28 protein-coding genes are annotated in these 25,451 nt (G+C 70.3%); 9 read left to right on the top strand and 19 right to left on the bottom strand.

The genetic code is table 11. From position 1 onward, the window contains the following. Positions 1-21 precede the first annotated feature (21 nt). Positions 22-1,554 (bottom strand): cobyric acid synthase, encoded by a 1,533-nt coding sequence (locus ACIG5F_RS26305; protein ID WP_396521792.1) that lies wholly within the window; start codon positions 1,552-1,554, stop codon positions 22-24. Between the two features lie 49 nt (positions 1,555-1,603). Here ACIG5F_RS26305 and ACIG5F_RS26300 point away from each other — a divergent pair, with 49 nt between their 5' ends. The 3 genes from ACIG5F_RS26300 to ACIG5F_RS26290 all read left to right on the top strand — a co-directional run bounded on the left by ACIG5F_RS26300 (position 1,604) and on the right by ACIG5F_RS26290 (position 3,826). Further along, positions 1,604-2,296 (top strand): alpha/beta fold hydrolase, encoded by a 693-nt coding sequence (locus tag ACIG5F_RS26300; RefSeq protein ID WP_396522058.1) that lies wholly within the window; start codon positions 1,604-1,606, stop codon positions 2,294-2,296. 35 nt (positions 2,297-2,331) lie between these two features. Next, positions 2,332-2,877, top strand: coding sequence for a TetR/AcrR family transcriptional regulator (locus tag ACIG5F_RS26295; RefSeq protein ID WP_396521790.1), 546 nt, complete (start codon positions 2,332-2,334; stop codon positions 2,875-2,877). A 109-nt stretch (positions 2,878-2,986) separates the two neighbouring features. After that, positions 2,987-3,826 (top strand): alpha/beta fold hydrolase, encoded by an 840-nt coding sequence (locus ACIG5F_RS26290; protein ID WP_396521789.1) that lies wholly within the window; start codon positions 2,987-2,989, stop codon positions 3,824-3,826. A gap of 43 nt (positions 3,827-3,869) precedes the next feature. Here the strand turns inward: ACIG5F_RS26290 and ACIG5F_RS26285 are convergent, their stop codons facing one another. The 8 genes from ACIG5F_RS26285 to dxr all read right to left on the bottom strand — a co-directional run bounded on the left by ACIG5F_RS26285 (position 3,870) and on the right by dxr (position 12,956). Then, a complete protein-coding gene (locus ACIG5F_RS26285) occupies positions 3,870-4,409 on the bottom strand; it encodes a hypothetical protein (RefSeq protein WP_396521788.1) in 540 nt (179 codons plus the stop codon). 13 nt (positions 4,410-4,422) lie between these two features. Beyond that, entirely contained in the window at positions 4,423-5,238 is an 816-nt protein-coding gene (locus ACIG5F_RS26280) for an alpha/beta fold hydrolase (protein ID WP_396521786.1), read from the bottom strand. Between the two features lie 189 nt (positions 5,239-5,427). Continuing rightward, positions 5,428-6,285, bottom strand: a complete 858-nt coding sequence (map, locus tag ACIG5F_RS26275; RefSeq protein WP_396521785.1) for a type I methionyl aminopeptidase — start codon at positions 6,283-6,285, stop codon at positions 5,428-5,430. A gap of 109 nt (positions 6,286-6,394) precedes the next feature. Further along, a complete protein-coding gene (locus ACIG5F_RS26270; protein WP_396521783.1) occupies positions 6,395-8,197 on the bottom strand; it encodes a penicillin-binding transpeptidase domain-containing protein in 1,803 nt (600 codons plus the stop codon). Between the two features lie 56 nt (positions 8,198-8,253). Further along, positions 8,254-9,108 (bottom strand): GNAT family N-acetyltransferase, encoded by an 855-nt coding sequence (locus ACIG5F_RS26265; protein ID WP_396521781.1) that lies wholly within the window; start codon positions 9,106-9,108, stop codon positions 8,254-8,256. A gap of 124 nt (positions 9,109-9,232) precedes the next feature. Then, complete coding sequence (gene ispG, locus ACIG5F_RS26260; protein ID WP_396521779.1) at positions 9,233-10,381, bottom strand: flavodoxin-dependent (E)-4-hydroxy-3-methylbut-2-enyl-diphosphate synthase; 1,149 nt, start codon at positions 10,379-10,381, stop codon at positions 9,233-9,235. A gap of 128 nt (positions 10,382-10,509) precedes the next feature. Then, positions 10,510-11,727 (bottom strand): M50 family metallopeptidase, encoded by a 1,218-nt coding sequence (locus ACIG5F_RS26255; RefSeq protein WP_396521778.1) that lies wholly within the window; start codon positions 11,725-11,727, stop codon positions 10,510-10,512. 5 nt (positions 11,728-11,732) lie between these two features. Then, positions 11,733-12,956: a 1-deoxy-D-xylulose-5-phosphate reductoisomerase gene (gene dxr / locus ACIG5F_RS26250; protein WP_396521776.1), complete on the bottom strand. Its 1,224-nt coding sequence runs from the start codon at positions 12,954-12,956 to the stop codon at positions 11,733-11,735. A 150-nt stretch (positions 12,957-13,106) separates the two neighbouring features. On the opposite strand from dxr, the gene ACIG5F_RS26245 reads away from it, so the two are divergent. The 3 genes from ACIG5F_RS26245 (at position 13,107) to ACIG5F_RS26235 (ending at position 14,424) form a co-directional block, all read left to right on the top strand. Beyond that, complete coding sequence (locus ACIG5F_RS26245) at positions 13,107-13,373, top strand: GlsB/YeaQ/YmgE family stress response membrane protein (protein WP_396521774.1); 267 nt, start codon at positions 13,107-13,109, stop codon at positions 13,371-13,373. A gap of 105 nt (positions 13,374-13,478) precedes the next feature. Next, the gene (locus tag ACIG5F_RS26240; RefSeq protein ID WP_396521772.1) at positions 13,479-13,739 is read left to right on the top strand and encodes a DUF2631 domain-containing protein; all 261 of its coding nucleotides are present in this window, start codon (positions 13,479-13,481) and stop codon (positions 13,737-13,739) included. Positions 13,740-13,935: 196 nt separating this feature from the next. Next, a complete protein-coding gene (locus ACIG5F_RS26235) occupies positions 13,936-14,424 on the top strand; it encodes a beta-class carbonic anhydrase (protein ID WP_396521770.1) in 489 nt (162 codons plus the stop codon). A 62-nt stretch (positions 14,425-14,486) separates the two neighbouring features. On the opposite strand, the gene ACIG5F_RS26230 is transcribed toward ACIG5F_RS26235, so the two are convergent. From ACIG5F_RS26230 to rlmN, 3 genes are read right to left on the bottom strand one after another with little or no spacing between them, the layout of a single operon-like run. Further along, entirely contained in the window at positions 14,487-14,870 is a 384-nt protein-coding gene (locus ACIG5F_RS26230) for a hypothetical protein (RefSeq protein WP_396521768.1), read from the bottom strand. A gap of 8 nt (positions 14,871-14,878) precedes the next feature. Next, complete coding sequence (locus tag ACIG5F_RS26225; protein WP_396521766.1) at positions 14,879-15,196, bottom strand: hypothetical protein; 318 nt, start codon at positions 15,194-15,196, stop codon at positions 14,879-14,881. Between the two features lie 35 nt (positions 15,197-15,231). Continuing rightward, positions 15,232-16,338: a 23S rRNA (adenine(2503)-C(2))-methyltransferase RlmN gene (gene rlmN, locus ACIG5F_RS26220; RefSeq protein ID WP_396521764.1), complete on the bottom strand. Its 1,107-nt coding sequence runs from the start codon at positions 16,336-16,338 to the stop codon at positions 15,232-15,234. A gap of 125 nt (positions 16,339-16,463) precedes the next feature. Here rlmN and ACIG5F_RS26215 point away from each other — a divergent pair, with 125 nt between their 5' ends. Then, positions 16,464-17,108 (top strand): PadR family transcriptional regulator, encoded by a 645-nt coding sequence (locus ACIG5F_RS26215; RefSeq protein ID WP_396521762.1) that lies wholly within the window; start codon positions 16,464-16,466, stop codon positions 17,106-17,108. On the opposite strand, the gene ACIG5F_RS26210 is transcribed toward ACIG5F_RS26215, so the two are convergent. Next, a complete protein-coding gene (locus ACIG5F_RS26210; protein WP_396522056.1) occupies positions 17,109-17,834 on the bottom strand; it encodes a class I SAM-dependent methyltransferase in 726 nt (241 codons plus the stop codon). Between the two features lie 125 nt (positions 17,835-17,959). Here ACIG5F_RS26210 and ACIG5F_RS26205 point away from each other — a divergent pair, with 125 nt between their 5' ends. Further along, the gene (locus ACIG5F_RS26205; RefSeq protein WP_396521760.1) at positions 17,960-18,730 is read left to right on the top strand and encodes a VOC family protein; all 771 of its coding nucleotides are present in this window, start codon (positions 17,960-17,962) and stop codon (positions 18,728-18,730) included. Here the strand turns inward: ACIG5F_RS26205 and ACIG5F_RS26200 are convergent. After that, entirely contained in the window at positions 18,727-19,761 is a 1,035-nt protein-coding gene (locus ACIG5F_RS26200; RefSeq protein WP_396521758.1) for an ROK family protein, read from the bottom strand. The two genes, ACIG5F_RS26205 and ACIG5F_RS26200, sit on opposite strands and share 4 nt — an antisense overlap. Before the next feature lie 90 nt (positions 19,762-19,851). Here ACIG5F_RS26200 and ACIG5F_RS26195 point away from each other — a divergent pair, with 90 nt between their 5' ends. Then, positions 19,852-21,078: a YbiU family protein gene (locus ACIG5F_RS26195; RefSeq protein ID WP_396521756.1), complete on the top strand. Its 1,227-nt coding sequence runs from the start codon at positions 19,852-19,854 to the stop codon at positions 21,076-21,078. A 116-nt stretch (positions 21,079-21,194) separates the two neighbouring features. Here ACIG5F_RS26195 and ACIG5F_RS26190 read toward each other — a convergent pair whose 3' ends face one another. The 5 genes from ACIG5F_RS26190 to rpsB all read right to left on the bottom strand — a co-directional run bounded on the left by ACIG5F_RS26190 (position 21,195) and on the right by rpsB (position 25,360). Continuing rightward, positions 21,195-21,986 carry a phosphatidate cytidylyltransferase gene (locus tag ACIG5F_RS26190; RefSeq protein ID WP_396522054.1) on the bottom strand — a complete coding sequence of 264 codons (792 nt, stop codon included), beginning with the start codon at positions 21,984-21,986 and terminating at the stop codon, positions 21,195-21,197. A gap of 126 nt (positions 21,987-22,112) precedes the next feature. Beyond that, complete coding sequence (gene frr / locus ACIG5F_RS26185; protein WP_396521755.1) at positions 22,113-22,670, bottom strand: ribosome recycling factor; 558 nt, start codon at positions 22,668-22,670, stop codon at positions 22,113-22,115. 61 nt (positions 22,671-22,731) lie between these two features. Further along, on the bottom strand, positions 22,732-23,508 hold the full coding sequence (gene pyrH / locus ACIG5F_RS26180) for a UMP kinase (RefSeq protein ID WP_396521753.1): 777 nt from the start codon (positions 23,506-23,508) through the stop codon (positions 22,732-22,734). Between the two features lie 95 nt (positions 23,509-23,603). Further along, positions 23,604-24,419 carry a translation elongation factor Ts gene (tsf, locus tag ACIG5F_RS26175; protein WP_396521751.1) on the bottom strand — a complete coding sequence of 272 codons (816 nt, stop codon included), beginning with the start codon at positions 24,417-24,419 and terminating at the stop codon, positions 23,604-23,606. Between the two features lie 95 nt (positions 24,420-24,514). Next, positions 24,515-25,360: a 30S ribosomal protein S2 gene (rpsB, locus tag ACIG5F_RS26170; protein ID WP_396521749.1), complete on the bottom strand. Its 846-nt coding sequence runs from the start codon at positions 25,358-25,360 to the stop codon at positions 24,515-24,517. Positions 25,361-25,451 lie beyond the last annotated feature (91 nt).

Below are 25,451 nucleotides of genomic sequence, written 5' to 3'. Positions count from 1 at the left end.
CCCACTGAGGCCTCAGTCGGGTCAGTCGAGCGCAGGCGCCCCCGGCGGCAGCACAGGCAGCCCGTCGGGGGCGCCGCGTTCGATCAGGGCCCACAGCGCGTCCGTGTCGAGATGCTGCTCGACCAGATCCCCCAGCAGGTCCAGCTGGGCCGTCCTGGCGGCCGCGAACGAGTAGTCCGGCGCGACCTCGAAGCCGTCGCGGCCGGCCGTGGCCGCCGCCCAGCGCAGGAACTCGCGGCGGAAGCCGTCGTTCTCCAGCAGGCCGTGCCAGTGGGTGCCGATCACCGGGCCGTCCACGACGCCTTCCACGTCCCCGTCGGACAGTTCGATCAGGCCGCCCAGCCGGGCCGCCCGCCGGGCCACCCGACCGTGGTGGATCTCATAACCGTCGACCGCGTGCCCGAACGCCTTGCCGGCCGGGCGGGTCAGCGTCTTGTCCGGGGCGAAGGCGATCTCGGTGTCCAGCAGGCCGAGCCCCGGCACCTCGCCCGCGCCGGACTCCACGTCGTCGGCGATGGTGCGGGCCAACATCTGGAAACCGCCGCAGATTCCCAACAACGGCCGCCCGGACTGGGAATGCAATCGAACAGCATCTGCCAGTCCGGTGCGTCGCAGCCAGTCCAAATCGGACACCGTGGCCTTGGATCCGGGCAGCACCACCAGATCCGCGTCAGCCAAGCGTGACGGCTCGGTCACGAAGCGCACCGAAACCCCGGGTTCTCCGGCCAGCGCCTCCATGTCGGTGGCATTGGAGATGCGAGGCAGCCGCACAACCGCCACCCGCAGCCACTGGCCGCCCGCCGGCGGGGCCGGACGGCCGATGACGCCATCGGCCACATAGGACAGCGAGTCCTCGGCGTCGAGCCAGAGATCCTCCCGCCACGGCAGCACGCCGTACACCGGACGGCCGGTCAGGCCCCGCAGTTGGCGCAGGCCCGGTTCCAGCAGGGCCGGATCGCCCCGGAACTTGTTCACGACAAATCCGGCAATCAGGACCTGGTCGGCCGGCTCCAACAGGGCCAGCGTGCCGAAGAGATGAGCGAAAACCCCACCCCGGTCGATGTCCCCGACCACCAGAACGGGCAGGTTCGCGGCCCGAGCGAGCCCCATGTTGGCGATGTCGGTGGCCCGTAGATTGATCTCAGTGGGTGAACCTGCGCCTTCACAGATAACCACGTCGAACTCCGATCGGAGCTCCGCAAGGGCCGATCGGGCGATCACGGACAGCTCACGCTTGCGGTCCCGATAGGACATCGCGCTGACCTCGCCGACCGCCTTGCCCAGCACCACAACCTGCGAACTGCGGTCGCCGCCGGGCTTGAGCAGCACCGGGTTGAAGCGCACGCTCGGCTCCAGTCCGCAGGCCGCCGCCTGCACCGCCTGGGCCCGGCCGATCTCCCCGCCCTCGACCGTCACGGCCGAGTTGTTGGACATGTTCTGCGCCTTGAACGGGGCCACCCGCACGCCCTGGCGGGCCAGCCAGCGGCAGATGCCGGCGGCCAGCACGCTCTTGCCGGCGTCGGATGTGGTGCCGGCGACAAGCAGTGCGCCCAAGATTGCCTCCCCGGTGCGGTTGACTGCCATCATCCACTCCATGCCCGCGGTGGATCTCTTGCCCATAGTTCTGATACACAGTCCCTATCTCGGTCCGGCGAGCCTGCGTCCGCTCGCCGATGTCCTGGCGGCGGGCGGCATCGAGTCGTGTCTGGTCGACCTGCGCGTCACGGTCAGCGCGGCGCCCGTGCACCAGCGCCTGATCGGCGCTTTTGCCGACGCCATGGACGAAGTGGGGCTGGCCGAGCCGGCCGTGCTGGTCGGGCACAGCGGGGCCGGGCCGCTGCTGCCGGCCTTCGCCGCCGAGCTGGACGAGATGGTGGCCGGCCTGGTGTACGTGGACGCCGAACTGCCCACTCCCGGCCGGAGTTTCCGGGAGCTGCACCCGAGCCGGTTCGCCACCCTGCGGGCCGCCGCCCGGGAGGGCCAACTGCCGCGCTGGTCGGACTGGTTCACGCCGAATCCGTTGGCGGAGCTGGTTTCCGACGAGGCGCTGCGGGCCGAGATGATCGACGAGGAGCCGGAGGTGGCCGTCGAGTTCCTCAAGGAGCAGCGGCCGTCGGCGGGGTGGGACGGGCCTAGCGGCTACCTGCTGCTGACCGAGGCGTACGCCGAACATGCCGCCGCCGCACGGGATCTGGGCTGGCCGGTGCGGGAGCTGGCGTCCAACCACCTGGCCCCGGCCACCGATCCGGGCCCCGTGGCCGCCGCTTTGACCGGCCTGCTCGGCGACCTAGAATAGGTGGCAGCCGTAATCTAAACGTTCGGAGGTGCGCCGTGGGGCGTGTGTCACAGGCGCAGGCGCAGGAGAACCGGGCCCGGGTGGTCGCCGCCGCCGCCCGGCTTTTCCGGGAGGCCGGCACCGACGTCAGCGTCGCCGACGTGATGAAGGCGGTCGGGCTGACCCATGGCGGCTTCTACAAGCAGTTCGCCTCCAAGGAGGCCCTCGTCACCGAGGCCGCCGCGCTGGCCTTCGAGGAGCAGCGTGAGCTCCGCGCCCGCCAGGACGAGGCCCACCCCGACGCCCGGGCCGCCCGCGAGGGCCTCATCGACTGGTACCTGTCCGCCGAGCACCGCGACTGCCCCGCCGACGGCTGCCCCTCGGCCGGCCTGTCGATGGACATGGCCCGCACCGCCGACCTCGAGACCCGTGCCGTCTACGCCGCCGGCGTCCGGGAGTTCGCCGACTGGCTTGCCACCGAAGGAGAAGACGACGGCGTGGCCCGCCTGTGCACCCTCGTCGGCGCCATCCTGCTGTCTCGCGCCACCGCCGGCACCCCGCTCTCGGACGAGCTGCTGGCCGCCGCCCGCAAGGCCCTCTGACCGCCCCCGGCAACCACTCCTTTGAGACGCCGCTCACACCCCCGACCTCCCTGTTGCCTCAATTAGATGTCAGTCATAATCTAATCACCAGACATGAGGAGGAGCCACCATGACCAGCTACTCGACCGCCGAGACCAAGTCCGTGACCGCCGACAACGGCGTGGACTACGCGTTCCGGAGCATCGGCGACGGCGCGCCTTTGGTTCTGCTGCAACACTTCCGCGGCAACCTGGACAACTGGGACCCGGCGCTGGCCGACGCGCTGGCCCAGGGCCGCCGGGTGATCACCTTCGACAACACCGGCGTGGGCGCCACCACCGGCCGCACGCCGAACACGGTGGCGGCGATGGCCGACGACGCGATCGAGTTCATCACCGCGCTGGGCCTGGAGCGGGTCGACCTGCTCGGCTTCTCCCTGGGCAGCTTCGTGGCCCAGGAGATCGCCCTGCACCGCCCCGGCCTGGTCAACCGCATCGTGCTCGCCTCCTCGGCCCCGCAGGGCGCGAGCGGCATGCACGGCTGGCACCCGGACGTCATCGGCGCGGTGGGCGGCCGCGAGACCTCGGCGGAGCAGTACCTGGGAGTGTTCTTCGCCCCCACGCCAACGAGTCTGGGCGCCGGCCAGCAGGCCGCGGGCCGGATTTTCGGCGCACGCACGGAGAACCGCGACACGGCCACGAGCTGGGAGACCCGCCAGGCCCAGTACGACGCCGTCACCCGGTGGGGCATTCCCGACCACGCCAAGCTCCAGCGCCTGTCGGCGATCACGCAGCCGGTGTTCGTGGCCAACGGCGACAGCGACCCGATGATCCTGCCGCGCTACTCCCACCTGCTGGCCGGCCTGCTGCCCGACGCCCGGATCAAGATCTACCCGGACTCCGCCCACGGCTTCCTCTTCCAGCACCACAAGGAGTTCGCCGACGACGTCGAGACCTTCCTCGCCGCCTGAGGCCAGTGCCCGCGCCGTTTCCCTTGCGGCGCGGGCACTTCCGTCAGCGGGCCAGCGCGGCCCGTTCGGCGCTCCTGGCGTAGTTGGGCGTCTCCAACGCGTTGTGCTTCACCACGGCCGCGTTCCGCTCGGCGGCGGCCTGTTCGAAGGTGACCCCGGCCCGCGCCAGGCCCGCCAGCAGCGAACGGGTCGGGCGCGCGGTCACCGTATTGGTGAACGTGGCCCGGTCCGCGCCGAGCGCCGTGACGCTGATGTCCCACACCACCTCCACGGTCTGCCACCCGCCGGGCGACTGGGTCTCCGAGATCGACACCAGCCGGGTGTGGTGCGGCTCGAGGATTTCCGCGACGTAGTGCTGAACGATCAGCGAGCCGCCGATCTCCTCGACGTTGACGCTCACCAGCTTGCCCTCGGCGTTGCGGCTCCAGCCGGCGGCCCGATGGTCGGGCGCCGCGCACTGCCGGTACTCCTCGTCGGTCAGCCCGGTCAGCCACGCGCCCAGGTCGATCCGGTCCAGCGGCGCGTCGATCACGGCCGTGGCCGTGGAATCGACCAGCACCAGGTCCTCGACAACCTCGTCCATGTGCCTTGTCCCCTCAGTTCTTCTGCCAGAACTCGGTGAGGAAGCGGGCGTAGTCCGCCGCCCCCTCCTCCCAGATGAAGTGGCCCTTGTCGACGATGTCCAGCCGGCTGCCGGGGATCCGCTCGTGCAGGTACTCGGCGTTGGCCAGCGGCACCACCGGGTCGAACCGGCCGTTGAGGATCTGCACCGGCGTGGTGATGCCGCCCAGCAGCTCCCCCAGCACCGGCAGCTCGGCCCGATACGCCTGCACGTAAGGGATCTGGTCGGCGAAGCGCTCGCCGACGTATGCGGCCAGGTAGTCCTCGCGGACCTCGTCGGGCAGCTCGTAGCCCTGGATGCTGTCCAGGGCGACGTTCACGACGTCCTTGGGGCCCAAGGCGCGGTACGGGGCCAGATCCTCGGCGTGCACCCAGGAGTGCAGCGGATCGCCGAGTCGCAGCGGCACCGCCGCGCCGCCGGTGCCGACGGTCGCGCTGCGGAACCGGCCCGGGTGGCCCGCGACGGCGAACAGCACCGCGCTGGTGCCGATGTCGGGACCGACGACGTGCGGCGCGGCCAGCCCGAACTCGTCGGCCACGCGCACGATGAACTCGCTCATCGCCTTGGGCGACAACAGATCCGGCCGCAGCTCGGAGTGCCCGAAGCCGGGCAGGTCGACCGCGGTCAGGTGGGCGTGCGCGGCCAGCTCCGACCAGGTGGCGTCGTAGGCGTACAGGCTCTCCGGCCATGGCGCGAACAGCAGCGCCTCGACCGCCCGCGGCTCGGCGCTCTGGGCGTACCGCACGGACAGCCCGTCGATGGTCCGGAACCGGGTGTTGATCTCGCTCATGTCCCTCGTCCCTCCGATGTAAATGACCGGTCGTCTTATAATGACCGTACGTCTTAGACGGCGTCAAGAAGGGTGCCCGGAGACACACGTGAGTGGCTCACTTGCCCTGGGGACGCACCTGAGTGGCTCAGGTGGCCCCAGAGGCGAAATGAGCCACTCACGTGGAACAAAGGGAGGAGGGGCGCCGGGTCAGGGCAGGGTGAGGATCTCCGCGCCGCTGTCGGTGACCACGATCGTGTGCTCGAACTGGGCCGTCCACTTGCGGTCCTTGGTGGTGACCGTCCAGTTGTCGGGCCAGATGTCGTAGTCGATGGTGCCGAGGTTGATCATCGGCTCGATGGTGAAGGTCATGCCCGGCTCCAGCTCGGTGGTGACGCTGGGCTCGTCGTAGTGCAGCACCACCAGGCCGCTGTGGAAGGCGCGGCCGATGCCGTGCCCGGTGAAGTCGCGCACCACGCCGTAGCCGAAGCGGTTGGCGTACGACTCGATCACCCGGCCGACCACGTTGAGCTGCCGCCCCGGCCGCACCGCCTTGATCGCCCGCATGGTCGCCTCGTGGGTGCGCTCGACCAGCAGCCGGGCCTCCTCGCTGACCTCGCCGGCCAGGAAGGTGGCGTTGGTGTCGCCGTGCACGCCGCCGATGAACGCGGTCACGTCGATGTTGACGATGTCGCCGTCCTCGATCACCGTCGAGTCCGGGATGCCGTGGCAGATCACCTCGTTCAGCGAGGTGCAGCACGACTTGGGGAAGTTGCGGTAGCCCAGCGTCGACGGGTACGCGTCGTGGTCGCACAGGAACTCGTGCACCACGGCGTCGATGTGGTCGGTGGTCACGCCCGGGGCGACCGCCTTGCCGCCCTCCTGTAGAGCCTGCGCGGCCAGCTTGCTGGCCACCCGCATCGCCTCGATGATCTCCGGCGGCTGCACCCACGGTTCGGTGCTGCGGGTCGGCGCCGGCTTGTCCACGTACTCCGGACGCGGAATGTGGCTGGGGACGGGTCGCCGGGGAGACAACTCGCCAGGCTTGAGAGCGGCACGCACGGGCATGCCCACCACCCTACGACCTCGCGCCGACCACCCTCGAAACCGGCGTCATGAAGGGCCCCATACTGACGTTGAACGTCAGTATGGGGCCCTTCATGACATCAGATCCGCCTCAGTGGACCGCGCGGAGGAAGGTGCCGGCGGCGACCACGGCCGGGGTGGAGCTGCCCGCCCCGACCAGCAGCACGGCGAAGGCCAGGTCGCCGCGGTAGCCGACGAACCAGCCGTGCGAGTTGGCGCCGTCGCCGAACTCGGCGGTGCCGGTCTTGCCGGCGACGTCGGGGATGTCCTTGATGGAGCGGGCGGTGCCGTCGGTCACCACGGCCCGCATCATCTGCCGGATCGAGTCCAGCACCGGCCCCGGCACCGGCTGCTGGGCCGGGGTGTTGACCTTGGTCTCGGAGCCGCGGATCAGCGTCGGCGTGGGGATCGAGCCCTTGACCACGGTGCCGGCGACCAGGGCCATGCCGAACGGGCTGACCACGTCCTTGCCCTGGCCGAAGCCGTCCGAGGCCCGCTCCAGGGTGGAGGCCGGCACCGGCACCGAGCCGGTCAGGGTGGTCACGCCGGGCACGGTGAAGTCGGCCCCGATGCCCATCTGCTTGGCCGTGTCGGCCAGCTGCTGGCTGGTCAGGTCGTTGGCCGCGATCTGGGAGAACGTGGTGTTGCAGGACTGGGCAAACGCGGTGCGCAGCGGCACCGTGCCCAGGTCGAACTCGTTCTCGTTGGGGATGGCCCGGCCGTCGATGGTGATCTTGCCGGGGCAGGGCTGCGGGGTGTCCACGGTGACCTTGCCGGCCTCCAGCGCCGACACGCCCGTGACGATCTTGAACGTGGAGCCGGGCGGGAACTGCCCGGTCAGCGCGATCAGCCCCTGGGCGTCGGCCGGCGCGTTCTGGGCAACGGCCAGGATCTCGCCGGTGGAGGGCTGCAACGCCACGATGGCCGCCGCCTGCGGGATGGCGCCCAGCGCGTTCTGGGCCGCCGACTGGTCGGCGGTGCTGATGGTGGTGGTCAGCGACTGCGCGGCCGTCGGGTCCTTGCCGGCCAGCTGCGTGACCTCGTTGCCGGCCCCGTCCACCGTCACGACCCGCCACCCGGCCGCGCCGGCGACCTGGGCGTTGACCGCCGCCTTGAGGCTGGACAGGAACTGCGGGCCCAGCGCCTTGTTCTGCGCCACCAACTGGTTGCTGGTGGGGAACGTCACGCCGGGCAGCTCGTGGATCTGCGCCTTGACCGTCTGGTAGTCGGCGTCACGCAGGTTGTAGACGTTGTACGCCTGGCCGTCGGGAGTCTTGGTCGCGCCGTCCACGATGGACTGCGCGGTGATCGTGTTGTCGAACTTGCTCAGCGCCGCCGCCAGCGCGGTGGCCACCGCGTTGAGGTCGCCGGCCTGCTTGCGGTCCAACGAGATGCTGATCACGGGGGTGGGCGCGAGCAGCGGCGCGCCGTCGCGGTCGAGCACGGGGGCCGGGTCCGGCAGCACCGTCTTCAGCACCAGCGACTGCTGGGCGGACAGCTTCGGATGCACGTCCTCGGGCTGCCAGTGCACCTTCCAGTCGCCGCTGGACTGGGTCATGGCCAGCGAGCCCTGATAGGTCCAGGTGCGGTCCTTGCCGAGGGTCCAGCTGGCGTTGAACGGCACGGTGGCGGTGTCGCCGTTGGGCGGCTGCGACGCGGTGGCGGCCAGCGACACGGCGGTCGGCTTGAGGGCCGTGCGCACCTTGTCCATCAGCGCCTTGGACGTGTTCGCGTCGTCGGTGAGCTGCGCCGCCGCGGCAGTGTCGCCCTTGGCGAAGTCGGCGAGGAAGTTCTTGGCGATGTCGTCCTGGCTCGGCTTCGATTCGAACAGTCCGCACGCCCCCAGCGGCAGGACCAGTGCGAACGCGATCGCCAGCGGCAGCTTTCTCGGCACGGCGGCAGTATGCCAACCGCCCCCGACAAATTCGCGTGATTTGGCCGTTCGGACTCTCAGAACAACACCGTGGCGTACCGGCCGACCTCCGAGAAGCCGATCCGCCGGTAGGCCGCCCGCGCGGGCGCGTTGAACCCGTTGACGTAGAGGCTGGCGGTGCGGCCCATGCCGCGGACCAGCCGGTCGGCCACCGCCGCCGTGCCGCTCGCGCCCAGGCCCTGGCCGCGCCGGTCCGGCCGCACCCACACGCCCTGGATCTGGCCCACCGAGGCCGACAGCGCCCCGATCTCGGCCTTGTAGACGACCTGGCCGGCCTCGAACCGGGCGAACGCCCGGCCGCCGGCGATCAGCTCCGCGACCCGGGCCCGGTAGCCCGCGCCGCCGTCGTCCAGCCGCGGGTCGACGCCCACCTCCTCGGTGAACATGGCCACCGCGGCCGGCAGGTAGATGTCCAGCTCGTCCGGCCGCACCGGGCGGACCAGCGGGTCGGGGTCGACGGTGGGCGCGCCGCGCATGGCCAGCAGCGGCTGGTGCGGCCGCACCTCGCGGGCCGGCCCCCACACCGGCTCCAGCTCCTGCCACAGCCCCATCACCAGGTCGGCCGGGCCGACCAGGGAGGAGCACATCCGGTGCCGCCGCAGCGCGCGGTCGGCGAAGTGCCGCAGCGCCGCGCGGTTGCCCGACAGCGGGATCAGGTTCGGGCCGGAGAAGCACAGGCCGGTGAGCTTGCCGTTGCGGGCCGGACGGCCCTCCATGCCCCACAGCTCGCCGCCCAGCCGCCACGGGTCCGCACCGGCCACTTCCACCCGTGCGGCGACCATGCAGGACGCGACCGCGTCCTCGGCGAGGACGGCGCGCACCGCCGACACGTCCCGGTCGTCGAGCACCCGTGCCCCGGCAAGCCTCAACACGCTTCCCAGCCTGCCAGATAACGCAGGCAACCTGCGCGCATGAGCACCCACTTAGCGGATCTTAGGCACCGAAGCAGACGAGACGGGCGGCGCCATGCGGCGCCGCCCGGGTGATCGTGGCGAATCAGGAAGCGGTGACCACCGGCGAGGCGCCGTCGACCGGCTCCATGTCTTCGGCGATGCGCAGCGCCTCCTCGATCAGGGTCTCGACGATCTGGTGCTCCGGCACCGTCTTGACGACCTGGCCCTTGACGAAGATCTGCCCCTTGCCGTTGCCCGAGGCCACGCCCAGGTCGGCCTCGCGGGCCTCCCCCGGACCGTTCACCACACAGCCCATCACCGCGACCCGCAGCGGCACCTCCATGCCCTCCAGGCCGGCGGTGACCTCCTCGGCCAGCTTGTAGACGTCCACCTGCGCGCGGCCGCAGGACGGGCAGGAGACGATCTCCAGCTTGCGCGGGCGCAGGTTGAGCGACTGGAGGATCTGCGTGCCGACCTTGATCTCCTCCACCGGCGGGGCCGACAGCGACACGCGGATCGTGTCGCCGATGCCCTGGCGCAGCAGCGCGCCGAAGGCCACGGCCGACTTGATGGTGCCCTGGAAGGCCGGGCCGGCCTCGGTCACGCCCAGGTGCAGGGGGTAGTCGCAGGACTCGGCCAGCAGCTCGTAGGCGCGGACCATGACCACCGGGTCGTTGTGCTTGACCGAGATCTTGACGTCGTAGAAGTCGTGCTCGGCGAACAGGCCCGCCTCCCACAGCGCCGACTCGACCAGCGCCTCCGGCGTGGCCTTGCCGTGCTTCTGTAGCAGGCGCGGGTCCAGCGAGCCGGCGTTGACGCCGATGCGGATCGGGGTGCCGTGGTCCTTGGCCGCCTGCGCGATCTCCTTGACCTTGTCGTCGAACTTCTTGATGTTGCCCGGGTTCACCCGCACCGCGGCGCAGCCGGCCTCGATGGCGGCGAACACGTACTTGGGCTGGAAGTGGATGTCCGCGATGACCGGGATCGAGGACTTCTTCGCGATCGCCGGCAGCGCGTCGGCGTCGTCCTGGGACGGGCAGGCGACGCGGACGATGTCGCAGCCGGCCGCGGTCAGCTCCGCGATCTGCTGCAGGGTCGAGTTGACGTCCGCGGTGAGCGTGGTGGTCATGGACTGGACCGAGACCGGGTAGTCACTGCCGACGCCGACCGAGCCGACGTGCAGCTGCCGGGTCCGCCGCCGCTCGCTCAGTACGGGAGGAGGCGTCGCAGGCATACCAAGGCTGACAACCATGCTGATCCATTCAGATCGACGGGGCCTTCTACGCCTACAACTTACCGTCTGAACGGTCCAGGACGCGCACCACGGCTACGTGACGCTACGAACGTTCACGTAGCGTCACCAGCCGTTCGACCCAGCGTTTACAGGTGAATCGGATTCACAATGTCCGCGGTGATGGCCAACAGGGTGTACGCGCCACCCACCAGGACGAGCAGATAGGTCAGCGGCAGCAACTTCATGTAGTCGACCGGGGCCCCGGCCGGCTTGCCCCGCCACTTGCGCACCGCGTCCCGCACCCGCTCGTACAGGTTGACCGCGATGTGCCCGCCGTCCAGCGGCAGCAGCGGCAGCAGGTTGAACACGCCGACGAAGAAGTTCAGGTTGGCCAACAGGATCACGAAGAACCACCACAGCCCCAGGTCGGCCGCCTGGCCGCCGATCAGGCTGGCCCCGACCACGCTGACCGGGGCGTTCGGGTCGCGCTGGCCGCCGCCGATGGCGTTGATCAGCGCCGGGATCTTCGTCGGCAGCGCCTTGAGGCCTTCCCACACGTTGCCGAACAGCTGCCCGGTGAACACGCCGGTCGCGCCGACGGCGGCGATCGGGCCGTAGGTGATGGTGCTGGACGGCGACATGCCGATGGCGCCCACCGGACCGGTGGGGTCGTTGGCGCCCAACGGCTTGGTCGGGTCCAGGATGCGCTGCACGGTGGCCACGTCCACGGTCAGCGTCAGCTGCTGGCCGCCCCGGTCGATCACGAAGGGCGTCGGCCCCTTGGCGACGCGGGTGACGTTCACCATGTCGTTGTAGGTGGGGGTGGCCTTGCCGGCGACCGACAGGATCTGGTCGCCCGGCTGGAGGCCGGCCGCCTTGGCCGGGGCCGGGTCGCTGGCCGTGCAGGGGCTGTAGGCGCCGGTGGCCGGGTCCTGGGTGGCCTGGGCGCACTGGCTGATCTGGCCGACGATGGGCAGGTTCTGGGTGTTGGGCAGGCCCAGCGTGACCGCCGCCACGTACAGCACGATCAGGCCGATCATGAAGTGCGTGATCGAGCCGGCGGCCAGCACGATGACCCGCTTCCAGGTCTTCTGCCGGTAGAAGGCGCGTGGCGCGTCCTCCGGCGCCACCTCGTCCAGCGCGGTCATGCCGACGATCTCGCAGAACCCGCCGGCCGGAATGATCTTGAACCCGTACTCGGTCTCGCCGCGGCGAAACGACCAGATCTTCGGGCCGAAGCCGATGAAGTAGCGGGTCACCTTCATGCCGAAGGCCTTGGCCGTCAGCAGGTGGCCGAACTCGTGCAGGGCGACGGAGATGCCGATGCCCAGCGCGAACAGCACCACACCCAGGACGTACAGCACCGTAGTTAGTCCCTTCCCGAACCGACCGGCCGCGCGACCAGCTCGCGCGCTCGCGCGCGGGCCCAGTCCTCGGCGGCCAGCACCTCGGCCACATCGGCGGGTTCCCCGCGCCACTGGTCGGCTTCGGTGAGCACCCGGTCAACAGTGTCCACGATGGAGGTGAAGGCAGCGTTGCCCGCCAGGAAGGCCGCGACCGACTCCTCGTTGGCCGCGTTGTAGACGGCCGGCAGGCAGCCGCCGGCCCGACCCGCCCGGCGGGCCAGCTCGACGGCCGGGAACGTCTCGTTGTCCAGCGGCTCGAAGGTCCAGCTGGTGGGGGTGGACCAGTCGCAGGCCAGGGCCGCGCCGGGGACCCGGGCCGGCCAGCCCAGGGCCAGCGAGATCGGCAGCCGCATGTCCGGCGGGGAGGCCTGGGCCAGCGTCGAGCCGTCCACGAAGGTGACCATGGAGTGGATCACCGACTGGGGGTGCACGACCACGTCGATGCGGTCGTAGGGCACGTCGAACAGCAGGTGGGCCTCGATCAGCTCCAGGCCCTTGTTGATCAGCGTGGCCGAGTTGGTGGTGATCAGCGGACCCATCGACCAGGTGGGGTGGGCCATCGCCTGCTCGACCGTCACCTCGGCCAGGTCCGCCCGCTTGCGGCCGCGGAACGGGCCGCCCGAGGCGGTCAGCACCAGGCGGGCCACCTCCTCCTCGGCGCCGCCGCGCAGGCACTGGGCCAGCGCCGAGTGCTCGGAGTCCACCGAGACCAGCTGGCCCGGCTTGGCCGCCTTGAGCACCAGCGGGCCGCCGGCGATCAGCGACTCCTTGTTGGCCAGGGCCAGCCGGGCGCCGGTGGCCAGGGCCTTGAGCGAGGGGTGCAGGCCCTGCGAGCCGGGCAGGCCGTTGAGCACCACGTCCACCGGGGTGGAGTCGATCAGCTCCTCGTTGGCGTGCGGGCCGGCCAGCAGGCGGGGCAGCCGGAACTCGCCCTTGTCGTAGCCGCGGCGCTGGGCCTCGGCGTACAGGGCGAGCTGGACGTCCTCCACCGCGGTGGCCCTGGTCACCGCGACCGCCTCGACGCCATGGTCGAGGGCCTGGCGGGCGAGCAGGGCGGGGTCGGAGCCGCCGGCCGAGACGCCGGCCAGGCGGAAGCGGTCTCGGTTGGCGGCGATGACGTCAAGGGCCTGGGTGCCGATCGAGCCGGTCGAGCCGAGCACGAGCACCCGCGGGGTCGCGGTGTCCATCACGCCCATTCTCGCCGATCCGCGGCGGTCGGGAACAGCACAGTCGGATGATAACGAGTTGGTAAAAGGTGCGTGATGATCGTCGGTCCGGGTACATCTGTGGGGCGTACGGACCGGACACGCCGGCCGTGAGTAAAGGAGCGTGACCCTGTGGGCATCATCGCGTGGATCGTGCTCGGCCTGATCGTCGGCATCATCGCCAAAGCGGTCATGCCGGGCCGTGACGGCGGCGGCATCATCCTGACCGCGGTGCTCGGCATCGTCGGTGGCTTCCTCGGCGGCATCATCGGCAAGGCGTTGTTCGGCGTCGACCTCGGCGGCTTCTTCGACCTGCGCACCTGGCTGCTGGCCATTCTCGGCGCGGTCATCGTGCTCGGGGTGTTCCGACTGCTCAAGGGCAACAGGTCCCGCGCCTAGCCCCTCGCCCGACGGCGCGCCCGGGTGGCCACCCGCCTGGGCGCGCCGTCACCTTCGTATGCGACCATGGACGGCGTTGGAACCCTCGTCAGACCAGGAGCGATCGTGGCGTCTTCGGAGTTGGAGAAGCGTCCGGGGAGCGTCGTCGACCCGCACGACGAGCCGTCGGTGGAGTGGGGCTGGCACGGCACCTTCCCCAAGGGCATCCGGATCGCCGGCTGGCTGACCGCCGTCGCCATGCTGCTGATGCTGATCGGCAACCACCGTGGGCGTATCGAGGACATCTACCTCATCGCCACCGCCGCCGTGATCGTCGGCGCCCTGCTGTGGGACCGCATCCGCAGCCGCACCGCCTGGCGACGCTGACCCACCTGCTGGGACATGCTTGCGCATGCGTTGATGGGTTCAGTTCACTGACGCCATGGGCGTGACGTCGCTGGAGGCCTTCTGGCCGACCCGGCGTGTCCGCCTGTTCGACACCGCCTGTCACTAGGCCGCGCCCCCTTCTCGCCGGGCGCGGCCTTCGTGTGTCTTTTCCCTTGTCTAGCGAAGGACCACAGGTATGTCCGTCACCGATGAACTGCTGTCCAACAACGCCGCCTACGCCGCCACCTTCACCGGCCCCCTGCCCCTGCCGCCGTCCAAGCACATCGCCGTCGTCGCCTGCATGGACGCCCGCCTCAACGTCTACGCCCTGCTCGGTCTGGGCGAGGGCGAGGCCCACGTCATCCGCAACGCCGGCGGTGTCATCACCGACGACGAGATCCGCTCCCTGGCCATCAGCCAGCGCCTGCTCGGCACCCGGGAGATCATCCTCATCCACCACACCGACTGCGGCATGCTCACCTTCACCGACGACCAGTTCAAGGCCGGCATCCAGGCCGAGACCGGCATCAAGCCCCCCTGGTCCGCCGAGGCCTTCCCCGACCTCGACACCGACGTCCGCCAGTCCATCGCCCGCATCAAGGCCAGCCCCTTCGTCCCCCACACCGACCAGCTCCGCGGCTTCGTCTTCGACGTCGCCACCGGCAAGCTCAACGAGGTCGTCTGACCGTCCACACCGGACATGAGCCGCACTCACCCACGGCTCATGTCCCGGATGACCGCGACCGATCAGGCCGATTCCCGGTACACGCGCCGAGCGATCTGCTCGACCTGCTCGACCTGCTCAGCAGTGAGCGCCGAGGCACCGGGGTGCAGCTCCATCGCCTCCGTCAGAAGCCGCCGCACCAGAGCTGACGTGGGAATGCGCTCGGCCTCGGCCCGCGCCTTGAGCTTGTTGACCAAGGATGTCGGCACCCGCAACGACAGCGCCGACTGCTGATTCTCGGCGATCTCCGCCTCAATCGCTTCGGCCTCGTCCTCCGCCACGTCTTCGCGGATCCGCGCGTGACGGAGGATTCGTTCCCGCTCAACGGGATCACGTTCGGACTCGGCAGCCGCCCGCTGTGTGGCGATCTCCTCGCGAATGGTCTCGAGAATCTGCTCCCGGGTCATACCCTCTGTCATCGCAGCCCATCCTCTCCATCCCGCTGCTGGCGGTACGCCCGCAGGTCGGCGCCCGTGGTCTTCCACGAAGTGACGCCGGAGTGGTCTGCAGGGTCGATGATCACTGTCACGACGAACCCGGCCAGCAGCGAGTACCCGATCACCCGGATATGCCCTCGCAAGCTCTTGGGATCGGGATCACGAGTGATCCGCCAGGGATCGACAGCCGCCTCGAACGTCCAGGCAGGCTCAATGCCCAGCGCGTCGGCATAGCGGTCCGATCGTCGGCGGATGTACTCGGCATCCTCCTCGCGCCACCACAGACCAATAGTCACACACACATTGTGACACGTCTACACACAGATGATGATCAACCCTCGGCGGCGAGTTGGCCGCAGGCGGCGGCGATCTCCTGGCCACGGGTGTCACGGACGGTGCACTCCACGCCCTGGTCCTTGACCCGGGCGACGAACTCGTCCTGCACGGGCTTCGGGGAGGCGTCCCACTTCGAGCCGGGCGTGGGGTTCAGCGGGATCAGGTTGACGTGGGCGTACTGGCCGAGGTGCTTGTGCAGCTTCTTGCCGAGCATGTCGGCCCGCCAGCCCTGGTCGTTGATGTCACGGATCAACGCGTACTCGATGGAGACCCGGCGGCCGGTCTTGTCGGCGTAGCCGCGGGCGGCCTGGAGGACCTCGGAGACCTTCCAGCGGGTGTTGACGGGGACGAGGGTGTCGCGGAGCTCGTCGTCGGGAGTGTGCAGCGACACGGCCAAGCGGACGTGCAGCCCCTCCTCGGTCAGCTTGCGAATCGCCGGCACGAGACCAACCGTCGACACGGTGACCGAACGCTGCGAGATGCCCAAACCGTCAGGAGCGGGGTCACAGATGCGATGCACGGCGTCGATCACCCGACGGTAGTTCGCGAGCGGTTCCCCCATGCCCATGAAGACGATGTTCGACAAGCGGCCGGGACCGCCGGGCAGCTCGCCGTCGCGCATGGCGGCAGCGCCGAGGCGGACCTGGTCGACGATCTCGGCGGTGGACAGGTTGCGGTTGAGCCCGCCCTGGCCGGTGGCGCAGAACGGGCAGGCCATGCCGCAGCCGGCCTGGCTGGAGATGCACAGGGTGGCCCGGTCGGGATAGCGCATGAGCACGCTCTCGACCAGCGTCCCGTCATGGGCCCGCAGCAGCGTCTTGCGGGTGGTGCCGTCGTCACAGCTGACCTTGCGCACCTCGGTGAACAGCGTCGGCATCAGGCCGCGGACCAACGCCTCACGGCTGGTCGCCGGGATGTCGGTCATCTCGGCCGGGTCGACGGTCAGCCGGGAGAAGTAGTGGTTGGACAGCTGCTTGGCCCGGAACGGCTTCTCCCCCAGGTCGGCGACGGCCTGGGCGCGTTCGGACGGGGAGAGGTCGACGAGGTGCTTCGGCGGCAGCCCGCGCTTGGGGGCGTCGAAGACGAGGGGGAGGGCAGTCATAGCCCATCCATTCTCCCATGCCGGCGAACGTGACACGGGTCACTCTATCGGACGTTGTATCGCGATATGTCAGCGATATATCGTTAGCGACGTCAGAACGACACACCACCCGAAGGGAGCGCATCATGCGCAGGCATCACACCCACTTCCAGCACGAACACGGCTTCGGCACGCTGCCGGGCTTCCCGCACCACACCCCGCCCAACCGCCCGGAACCGCCGATGGGCCCGATGCCCTTCGCCGCCGGCGGCCCGTGGCCGGGTGCGCTCGGCGCGATGGCCGGCTTCCGCGGCGGACGCCGGGGCGGCCGGCGACAACGCCGCGGCAACGTCCGCGCGGCGGTCCTGGCCCTGCTGGCCGAACGGCCGATGCACGGCTACGAGATGATCCAGGAACTCGGCGAGCGCACGAACGGCGTCTGGCGGCCCAGCCCCGGCTCGGTCTACCCGACCCTGCAGATGCTCGACGACGAGGGCCTGATCACCTCGGACGCGGCCAGCGGCAAGAAGCTGTTCACGCTCACCGAGTCCGGCCGGGCCGAGGTGGCCAGGCAGGGCGAGGCCAAGCCCTGGGCGGACGCGGTCGGCCAGGCCGACGACGTCCGGGAGCTGCACACGGCCCTGCACCAGCTGTTCATGGCCGTCAACCAGATCACCGAGGCCGGCACCGAGGACCAGAAGTCCCGCGCCGTCGACGCCATCAACGAGGCCAAGCGCCGCATCTACGGGCTGCTGGCCGAGGACGTCGACGACGATGACGCCGCCGAGTAGTCAAGCAAGGATGATCCCGGTCGGTTTCCGGCGCACATGCAGCCGGTAGCCGACCGGGATCTCCGTGCCCGGGGTCTCGGCGATGGCCCGCTCGGCCACCTTGGCCGCGAACTCGATGCGCAGCACGGCCTCCAGATCGGCCCGCCGCTCGAACCGCCACACCGTCGCGATCCGCACGGTGCTGAACTCCTGCTCGTCGAAGAACCGTTGCACCGCAACGGGATCGTAGCCACGGACGTCCTCGCACAGCCATCGTCCGTACGGCGGGGCGGCGCCGTCGAGGTCGACGATCGCCAGGGCGCCGCCGGGCCGTAGCACCCGATCGGCCTCCATCAGGCCGGGTTCGCAGCCGGGCCCGAAGAAGTACGCCGTCCGCGCGTGCACCAGATCCGCGCTGCCGTCCGGTAGCGGCAGCCGCTGCGCGCCGCCTTCCAGCACACGAACATTGGGCACGTCCTGCGTGCGCGCCTTGGCCCGCGCCACCAGCGGCGGATGCGGTTCAACGCCGGTGACGCTCGCGGCGTCCGTCGCGAACACCGGCAGGTGGAAGCCGTCGCCACAACCGATGTCGACGACGTCGAGCCCGCGCCAGTCGCAGTCGGCGCGCAGCGCCCGCCAGATCTCGCCGGTGCTGTCCTGGGCGCGGTTCTCCACCGCGTACAGCTCGGGCCACTGCCAGATGTTGGGGCTGGGAAGCACGTGCACAGCCGTCAGTCTGGCCCTCATCCGCGCCGCGAGTTGCGGCACCCACGCCATCCCCATGGCACAAGCCAATCATGTGGCGGCTTGCCATGGGGATGATGCTGTGTCAACTATTGACTACACGCCGTGCACACGCGAGGAGGTGCGCCATGCCGCCCACCAACGGCCTCCTCTCCGGAACCCCGTGCTGGGTCAACCTCGACAGCACGGATCCGCCCGCCAGCCGCGATTTCTACGCCGCGCTGCTCGGCTGGCGGTACACAGTGGACCGTAGCGGGGGCGCCCTCGCGCACGTCGGCCCGGACCAGGTGGCCGCAGGCATCGATCCCGGGCGGCGCCACGAATGGCGGCTGCACCTGGCGATCCGGAATCCCTGGATCGCCGCCGAACGGGTGCGCCAGCACGGCGGCCGGGTCGTGCGCGGTCCGCTGGAAGGTCGCACCGTGATCGCCGAGGATCCCAGCGGCGGCCTGATCGCGCTGAGCGCGCCGAGAGCGGATGTCACGCTGGCGTACGGGATTCCGGGCTGCTTCGAGTGGGCCGATCTGAACACGCGGGACGGCCAGCTGGCCGACAAGTTCTTCCGCGGCCTGTTCGGCTACAGCCAGGGCCAGGTCGGCGACGGCGCCGATCTGGACTACACCGTCTGGTGGCTCAACGGCCAGGCCGTGCTGGGCCGCTACCAGATGGGGCGGGAGTTCCCCGCGAACACACCGGCGCACTGGATGGTGTTCTTTCAGGTCACCGACACCGACGAGGCGGCGCGCTGCGCCCGACGGCAGGCGGGAACCGTTGTGCTGGAACCGTTCGACTCCGAGTACGGCCGCGTCGCCGTGCTGGCCGACCCCCAGGGCGCCACGTTCTCGGTGATCGAGCCGGCCGAGGAGGAAGAGGAGCCGGCCGACCCGTACGACGACTAGGCCAGCAACCGCTCGCGGCCGTGGTCGACGGCCCAGGCTACGGCACCCCATATCGGTGCGGCATCGCCGAACTCGCCGGCCGCCACTCGCATCGGGGCCGGTGTCGCGCCGTCCAGCGCGGCCCGGATGTGGGGCAGGATCTCGGGGTGGCCGCCCAACGGCCCGCCGAACAGCACCAGCTCGGGGTCGAACACCGTGCACGCCGCGGCGACCGCCCGGCCGATCGCGGCCCCGAACGCCGGCCGGTCGCCGGCCAGCACGGTCGGCACGTCGATCGCCGGCGGCGTGCCGAATCCCTGCCGCAGCAAGGCATCCGTCAGCGTGAGGCCGTTGTCGCCCTTGAGGTAGCCGATCTCGCCGGCCAGCCCGTGGGCGCCGCGGATGAGCTGATCGCCCAGGCACAGGCTCATCCCGATGCCCGCGCCGACGTGCACGTAGGCGAAGCTGGTGGCCTCGGTCGCCGCCCCGGCCCGACGTTCGGCCAGCGCCGCCCAGTTGACGTCGTTGTCCACCACCAGGGGCGCGTCCACGACGTCGTCGAGACGGACAAAGCCTTCGGGGAACGGGGATCCAGCCAGGGGGATGACCGCGCGGGTCGCCGGGTCGACCGGGTTGGCGACCGACACCGCCACCGCCCGCAGCGGTCCGGGGGCCTCGATGCCGGCGATGGCTGCGCGGACCTTGTCGACCAGGTCGCCGCCCGGCTCGGCCCGGCGCTCGGCGATCACCGTCTGCCGCAGGTCGTAGGCCATGGCGTGCACGCCGAACTGGTTCAGCTCAAGGGCGATGACGTGCCCGGTGTCGGCGCCCAGCTCGTAGAAGGTGGCGATGCGCCCGCGCTGGCCCGTCTCCCGTGATCCGGTCGCGGTCAGCAGGCCGGCGGCCTCCAGCCGGCGGACCGATTCGGAGATCGTCGGCCGGGAGATGCCGGTGCGGTCGGCCAGGTCGACGCGGGTCACCCGGCCGTGCGTGAAGACCTCGGCCAGCACGGCCCGATCGGTCAGCTCCCGCAGCATCTTCAGGCGCGGCAACTGCCGGGGGGCGGCGTCTTGTGGCTGGCTGGCGATGGGGCTACCGTAGCAAAGCGTTCTAGTTAGGAGTCCTAATCAAAAGGAGTTGCCGTGGTCACCGCCCTCCCCGCCGACGTCCACGCCGCCATCCGGGACACCAAGGCCCGGCTCCGCCGGCAGATCGGCGACGTCGCCGGCCTGTTCGCCGAGGTCGAGAAGGACATGCTGGCGGAGGTGGAGGCGGTCCGGAGCGCCGACGACAACTTTCCCGTCGTCCGCTACGACGACGTCGCCGCCGGCACCGTGCCGCTCGCGGTCATGGACGCCATCCGCCGCCGCGGCTGCGCCGTCGTGCGCGGCACCTTTCCCCGTGCCCAGGCCGAATCCTGGGACGCCGAGCTCGCGGACTACCTGTCCCGCAACAACTTCGCCGACGCCTACGCCGGCCCCGCCGACGACGTGTTCGGCGGCCTGTCCTCCAGCAAACCCCAGATCTACCCGATCTACTGGTCCAAGCCGCAGCTGCGGGCCCGCCAGTCCGAGCGGATGACCGCCGTTCGGACGTTCCTGAACTCCTTCTGGCGCAACGAGTCCGAGGGTCGCGTCTGGTTCGATCCCACCCGGGACACCGGCTACCCCGACCGCATCCGCCGCCGGGAGCCCGGCTCCTCGTCCAAGGGCCTGTCCGCGCACACCGACTCCGGCTCCGTCGAACGGTGGCTACTTCCCGCCTACCAAAGGGTTTTCCGCCACGTCTTCGCCGGCCGCTGGGCCTCGTACGATCCGTGGGACGCCGCCTACCGCACCGAGGTCGACGAGTTCGAGTCCACCGTCATGTGCTCCGCTTTCCGGACCTTCCAGGGCTGGACCGCGCTGTCGGAGATGCGGCCCACCGACGGCGTGCTGCACGTCGTGCCCATTCCGTCCGCCATGGCCTATCTCCTGCTCCGGGCCCTACAGGACGATGTGCCCTCCGACGACCTCTGCGGCGCCGTCAACGGCCGCGTCCTCGCCGTCACCGAGCAGTGGCACTCCCCGCTCCTGCCCGCCCTCACGCCCATCCCCGCCGTCGAGCCCGGCGACACCGTCTGGTGGCACTGCGACCTCATCCACTCCGTGGCCGACGTCAGCGACCAACTGCGCTGGGGCAACGTCATGTACATCCCCGCCGCCCCGCTGTGCGAGAAGAACGCCCGCTACGCCGCCGACTGCGGCCGCCGCTTCCTGACCGGCGCCAGCCCCGCCGACTTCGCCCCCGAGGACTACGAGCTCGCCTGGCCCGACCGCGCCACCCTCGCCGACCTCACCCCGACCGGCCGCGCGCAACTGGGCCTGTAATCAGCCATCCCCCGCCACTCCCGGGGTGGCCGCCCCGATGCCATTCTACCCGCGGCAGCAGACTTCGATCTTGAAACAGGGGCTCCTGTGGACAACTCAGCCCCTGTGCACAACTGCTAGGCCGGGACGAACATCCGCAGCAGGAGCCAGGCCACCACCGCGGAGGGCAGCAGCGAATCCATGCGGTCCATCAGGCCGCCATGGCCGGGCAGCAGGTTGCCCATGTCCTTGATGCCGAGGTCGCGCTTGATCAGCGACTCGACCAGGTCCCCGACGGTGGAGGTGATGACCAGGGCCACGCCGAGCAGCACGCCCTGCCACCACTGGCCGTGCAGCAGCAGGGTGACCGACAGGGCGGAGCCGACGGCGCCGGTGAGGACCGAGCCGGCGAAGCCCTCCCAGGACTTCTTCGGGCTGATCAGCGGGGCCATCGGGTGCTTGCCGAACAGCACACCGGCCGCGTAGCCGCCGGTGTCCGAGCACACCACGCCGATCAGGAAGCACAGCACGCGGTAGACGCCGTCGTCGGGCACGACCAGCATGGCCGCGAACGACGCGAACAGCGGCACGTAGGAGGCGACGAAGATCGACGCGGTGACGTCGCGGACGTAGCCGGACACGCCCTCGCGGAACCGCCAGACCAGGCAGGCCAGGATGGTGACCACAAACGCCGCCAGCAGGCCGACCCGCTCGAAGGGCCACGACAGCCACACCATGGCCTGCCCGCCGACGAGCACCGGCACCAGCGCGACATTGATGCCGCCGGCCCGGCGCAGCGCGCCCGCCAGCTCGACCGTGGAGATCGCGACCGCGATGGCCACGATCCCCACGAAGAGCTTGGGCAGCGTGAACAGGCACGTCAGGATGACCGCGCCCAGGCCGACGCCGACCCCGATCGCGGCCCACAGGTTGCGGCCCGCCCGGGAGGTCTTCGCCGGCGGCTGGTCGTCGGGGTCGCCCGCGGACGCGTCCTGGTCGTCCCGCCGCCCACGTGTGGTCGTCACGTCCGTGAACTCTCCCCTGCCGGCCGGTCCTCAGACCTCCAGCAGCTCGGCTTCCTTGTGCTTGACGAGCTGGTCGACCTGGCCGACGTACTTGTCGGTGAGGCTCTGGAGCTCCTTCTCGGCCCGCGCCACCTCGTCCTCGCCGGCCTCGCCGTCCTTGGCGATCCGGTCCAGCTCCTCCTTGGCCTTGCGGCGGATGTTGCGCACCGCGACCTTGGAGTCCTCGCCCTTGCTCTTGGCCACCTTGACCATCTCGCGGCGGCGTTCCTCGGTCAGCGCCGGGATCAGCACGCGGATGATCGAGCCGTCGTTGCTCGGGTTCACGCCCAGGTCGGAGTCGCGGATCGCCTTCTCGATCTCCTTGAGCTGGCTGACGTCGTACGGCTTGACGACCGCCATCCGCGCCTCGGGGATCGTGATGCCGGCGAGCTGGTTGAGCGGTGTGAGTGAGCCGTAGTAGTCGACGTGGATGCCCTGGAACATGGCGGCGTTGGCACGCCCGGTGCGGACCGAGGCGAGATGGTCCTTGGCCACGGACACCGCGGTTTCCATCTTCTCCTCGGCGTCGAGAAGGGTCTCGTCGATCACGGCTGCTCCTTAACGATGCTGCTGGCCGGTTGTGACTTTGCCGGTGCCCACCATCCCAGCGTCAGGCCGAGGGCCTGTCGTCAGGGGTGCTCACCACGGTGCCGATCCTCTCACCGCGCACCGCGCGGGCGATGTTGCCCTCGGTGAGCAGGTTGAACACGATGATCGGCATGTTGTTGTCCTTGCACAGCGCGAACGCCGTCGCGTCGGCGACCTCGAGGCCGCGCTCGAGCACCTCCTGGTGGGAGATGGTCTCGAACTTGCTCGCGTCCGGGTTGCGCCGGGGGTCGGAGTCGTAGACGCCGTCGACGGCCTTGGCCATCAGCACCACGTCGCAGCCGATCTCCAGGGCGCGCTGGGCGGCCGCGGTGTCGGTGGAGAAGTACGGCATGCCGACGCCGGCGGCGAAGATCACCACGCGGCCCTTCTCCAGGTGCCGCTCGGCCCGCCGCGGGATGTAGGGCTCGGCGACCTGCCCCATGGTGATGGCGGTCTGGACCCGGGTGTCGATGCCCTGCTTCTCCAGGAAGTCCTGCAACGCCAGGCAGTTCATGACGGTGCCGAGCATCGCCATGTAGTCGGCGCGGTCCCGGTCCATGCCGCGCTGGCTCAGCTCGGCGCCGCGGAAGAAGTTGCCGCCACCGATGACCACGGCCACCTGGGCGCCACTGCGGACCACGTCCGCGATCTGCGTGGCCACGGTGTGCACCACGTCGGGATCGACGCCGACGGCGCCGCCGCCGAACATCTCCCCGCCCAGCTTCAGCAGCACCCGGCGGTAGCCGGCGCCGTCGCCGGACGCGGCGTCCTTGGTCGATCGGTCCTGGGTCAACGACATCGAAGCTCGGTTTCCTCTCGTCGTCCGCGGTGGTGGTCCTGGCGTGCGAAAGCGGGGCCGCCACGTACTGTGGCAGACCCCGCCTGCGCCGGGCCTCAGCCCTGGCCCACCTCGAAGCGAGCGAAGCGAGTCACGGTGACACCGGCCTCGTCCAGCAGGGCCTTCACGGTCTTCTTGGACTCCTGCACCGACGGCTGCTCCAGCAGGACGACGTCCTTGTAGAAGCCGTTGACGCGGCCCTCGACGATCTTGGGCAGCGCCGCCTCCGGCTTGCCCTCCTCGCGGGCGGTGGCCTCGGCGATGCCGCGCTCGTGCTCGACGATGTCGGCCGGCACCTCGTCGCGGGTGACGTACTTGGCCTTCATCGCGGCGACCTGCATGCCGACGCCCTTGACCGCGTCACCGTCCGGGCCGGTGAACTCGATCAGCACGCCGACGGCCGGCGGCAGGTCGGCCGAGCGGCGGTGCAGGTAGATGCTGGTCTGGCCGTCGAAGACGACGACCTTGGCCAGCTCCAGCTTCTCGCCGATCTTGGCCGACAGCGCCTGCACGGCGTCCGCGACGGTGCCATCGCCCAGCTTGGCGACGGTCAGCGCGGCCACGTCGGAGGCGCCGGAGTCCTTGGCGGCGGCCACGATCTTGGCCGCCAGCTCCTGGAACTCCTCGTTCTTGGCGACGAAGTCGGTCTCGCACTGGAGCTCGATCATCACGCCGGCGTCGGCGGCGACCAGGCCGTTGGCGGTGGCCCGACCGGCCCGCTTGCCGACGTCCTTGGCGCCCTTGATACGCAGGATCTCGACGGCCTTGTCGAAGTCGCCGTCGGACTCCTCGAGGGCCCTCTTGCAATCCATCATGCCGGAGCCGGTGAGCTCGCGGAGTCGCTTCACGTCGGCCGCGGTGTAGTTCGCCATCGTGCGGTGTCCGTTTCCTTCTGCGGGTGCGCGCGGGTAGTGCGGTGGGCACACGCCCGCCCGCGCGGGATTGGCGCGGGCGGGCGTATCGCCGGTCAGGACTGGGCGGTGACCTCGGTCGCGGCGGCCGGGGCGTCGGCGGCCGGGGCGGCCGCTGCGGTCTCGGCGTTCGCGCCGACCAGGAGCTCCTGCTCCCACTCGGCCAGCGGCTCCTCGACCGAACCCGGCTTGTCGGCGGCCTGGGTGCGGGCGCCCGAGCGGGCGATCAGGCCGGCGGCGGCGGCCTCGGCGACCACCTTGGTGAGCAGCGTCGCGGAGCGGATCGCGTCGTCGTTGCCCGGGATCGGGTAGTCGACCTCGTCCGGGTCGCAGTTGGTGTCCAGGATGGCCACGACCGGGATGTTCAGCTTGCGCGCCTCGCCGACGGCGATGTGCTCCTTCTTGGTGTCCACGATCCACACGGCGCTGGGCACCTTGGACATGTCGCGGATACCGCCGAGGGTCTTCTCCAGCTTGTCCTTCTCACGGGTGAGCATCAGGATCTCCTTCTTGGTGAGACCCTGGAAGCCGCCCGTCTGCTCCATCGACTCCAGCTCCTTGAGCCGCTGGAGGCGCTTGTGCACGGTGGTGAAGTTGGTGAGCATGCCGCCCAGCCAGCGCTGGTTCACGTAGGGCATGCCGACGCGCAGCGCTTCCTGCGCGATGGCCTCCTGCGCCTGCTTCTTCGTGCCGACGAACAGGATGGAGCCGCCGTGCGCGACGGTCTCCCGCACGAACTCGTAGGCGCGGTCGATGTACGACAGCGTCTGCTGGAGGTCGATGATGTAGATGCCGTTGCGCTCGGTGAAGATGAAGCGCTTCATCTTCGGGTTCCAGCGACGGGTCTGGTGCCCGAAGTGGACGCCGCTGTCGAGCAGCTGCCTCATGGTGACGACGGCCATGGCCGGTTGCACCTCTTGGTGTCGAGCGCGCCGGGGTGGCGCGCGGTTCGGTTGACGCAACGGGTCGGGTGACCCAGTGCCCTGGTGCCTG

The sequence above is a fragment of the Kutzneria sp. NPDC052558 genome, from assembly GCF_044547355.1.
In the GTDB taxonomy this organism is placed as follows: Bacteria; Actinomycetota; Actinomycetes; order Mycobacteriales; family Pseudonocardiaceae; genus Kutzneria.
Note: the sequence above shows the minus strand (reverse complement) of the source record. Positions and strands in the feature narration are given on the sequence as shown.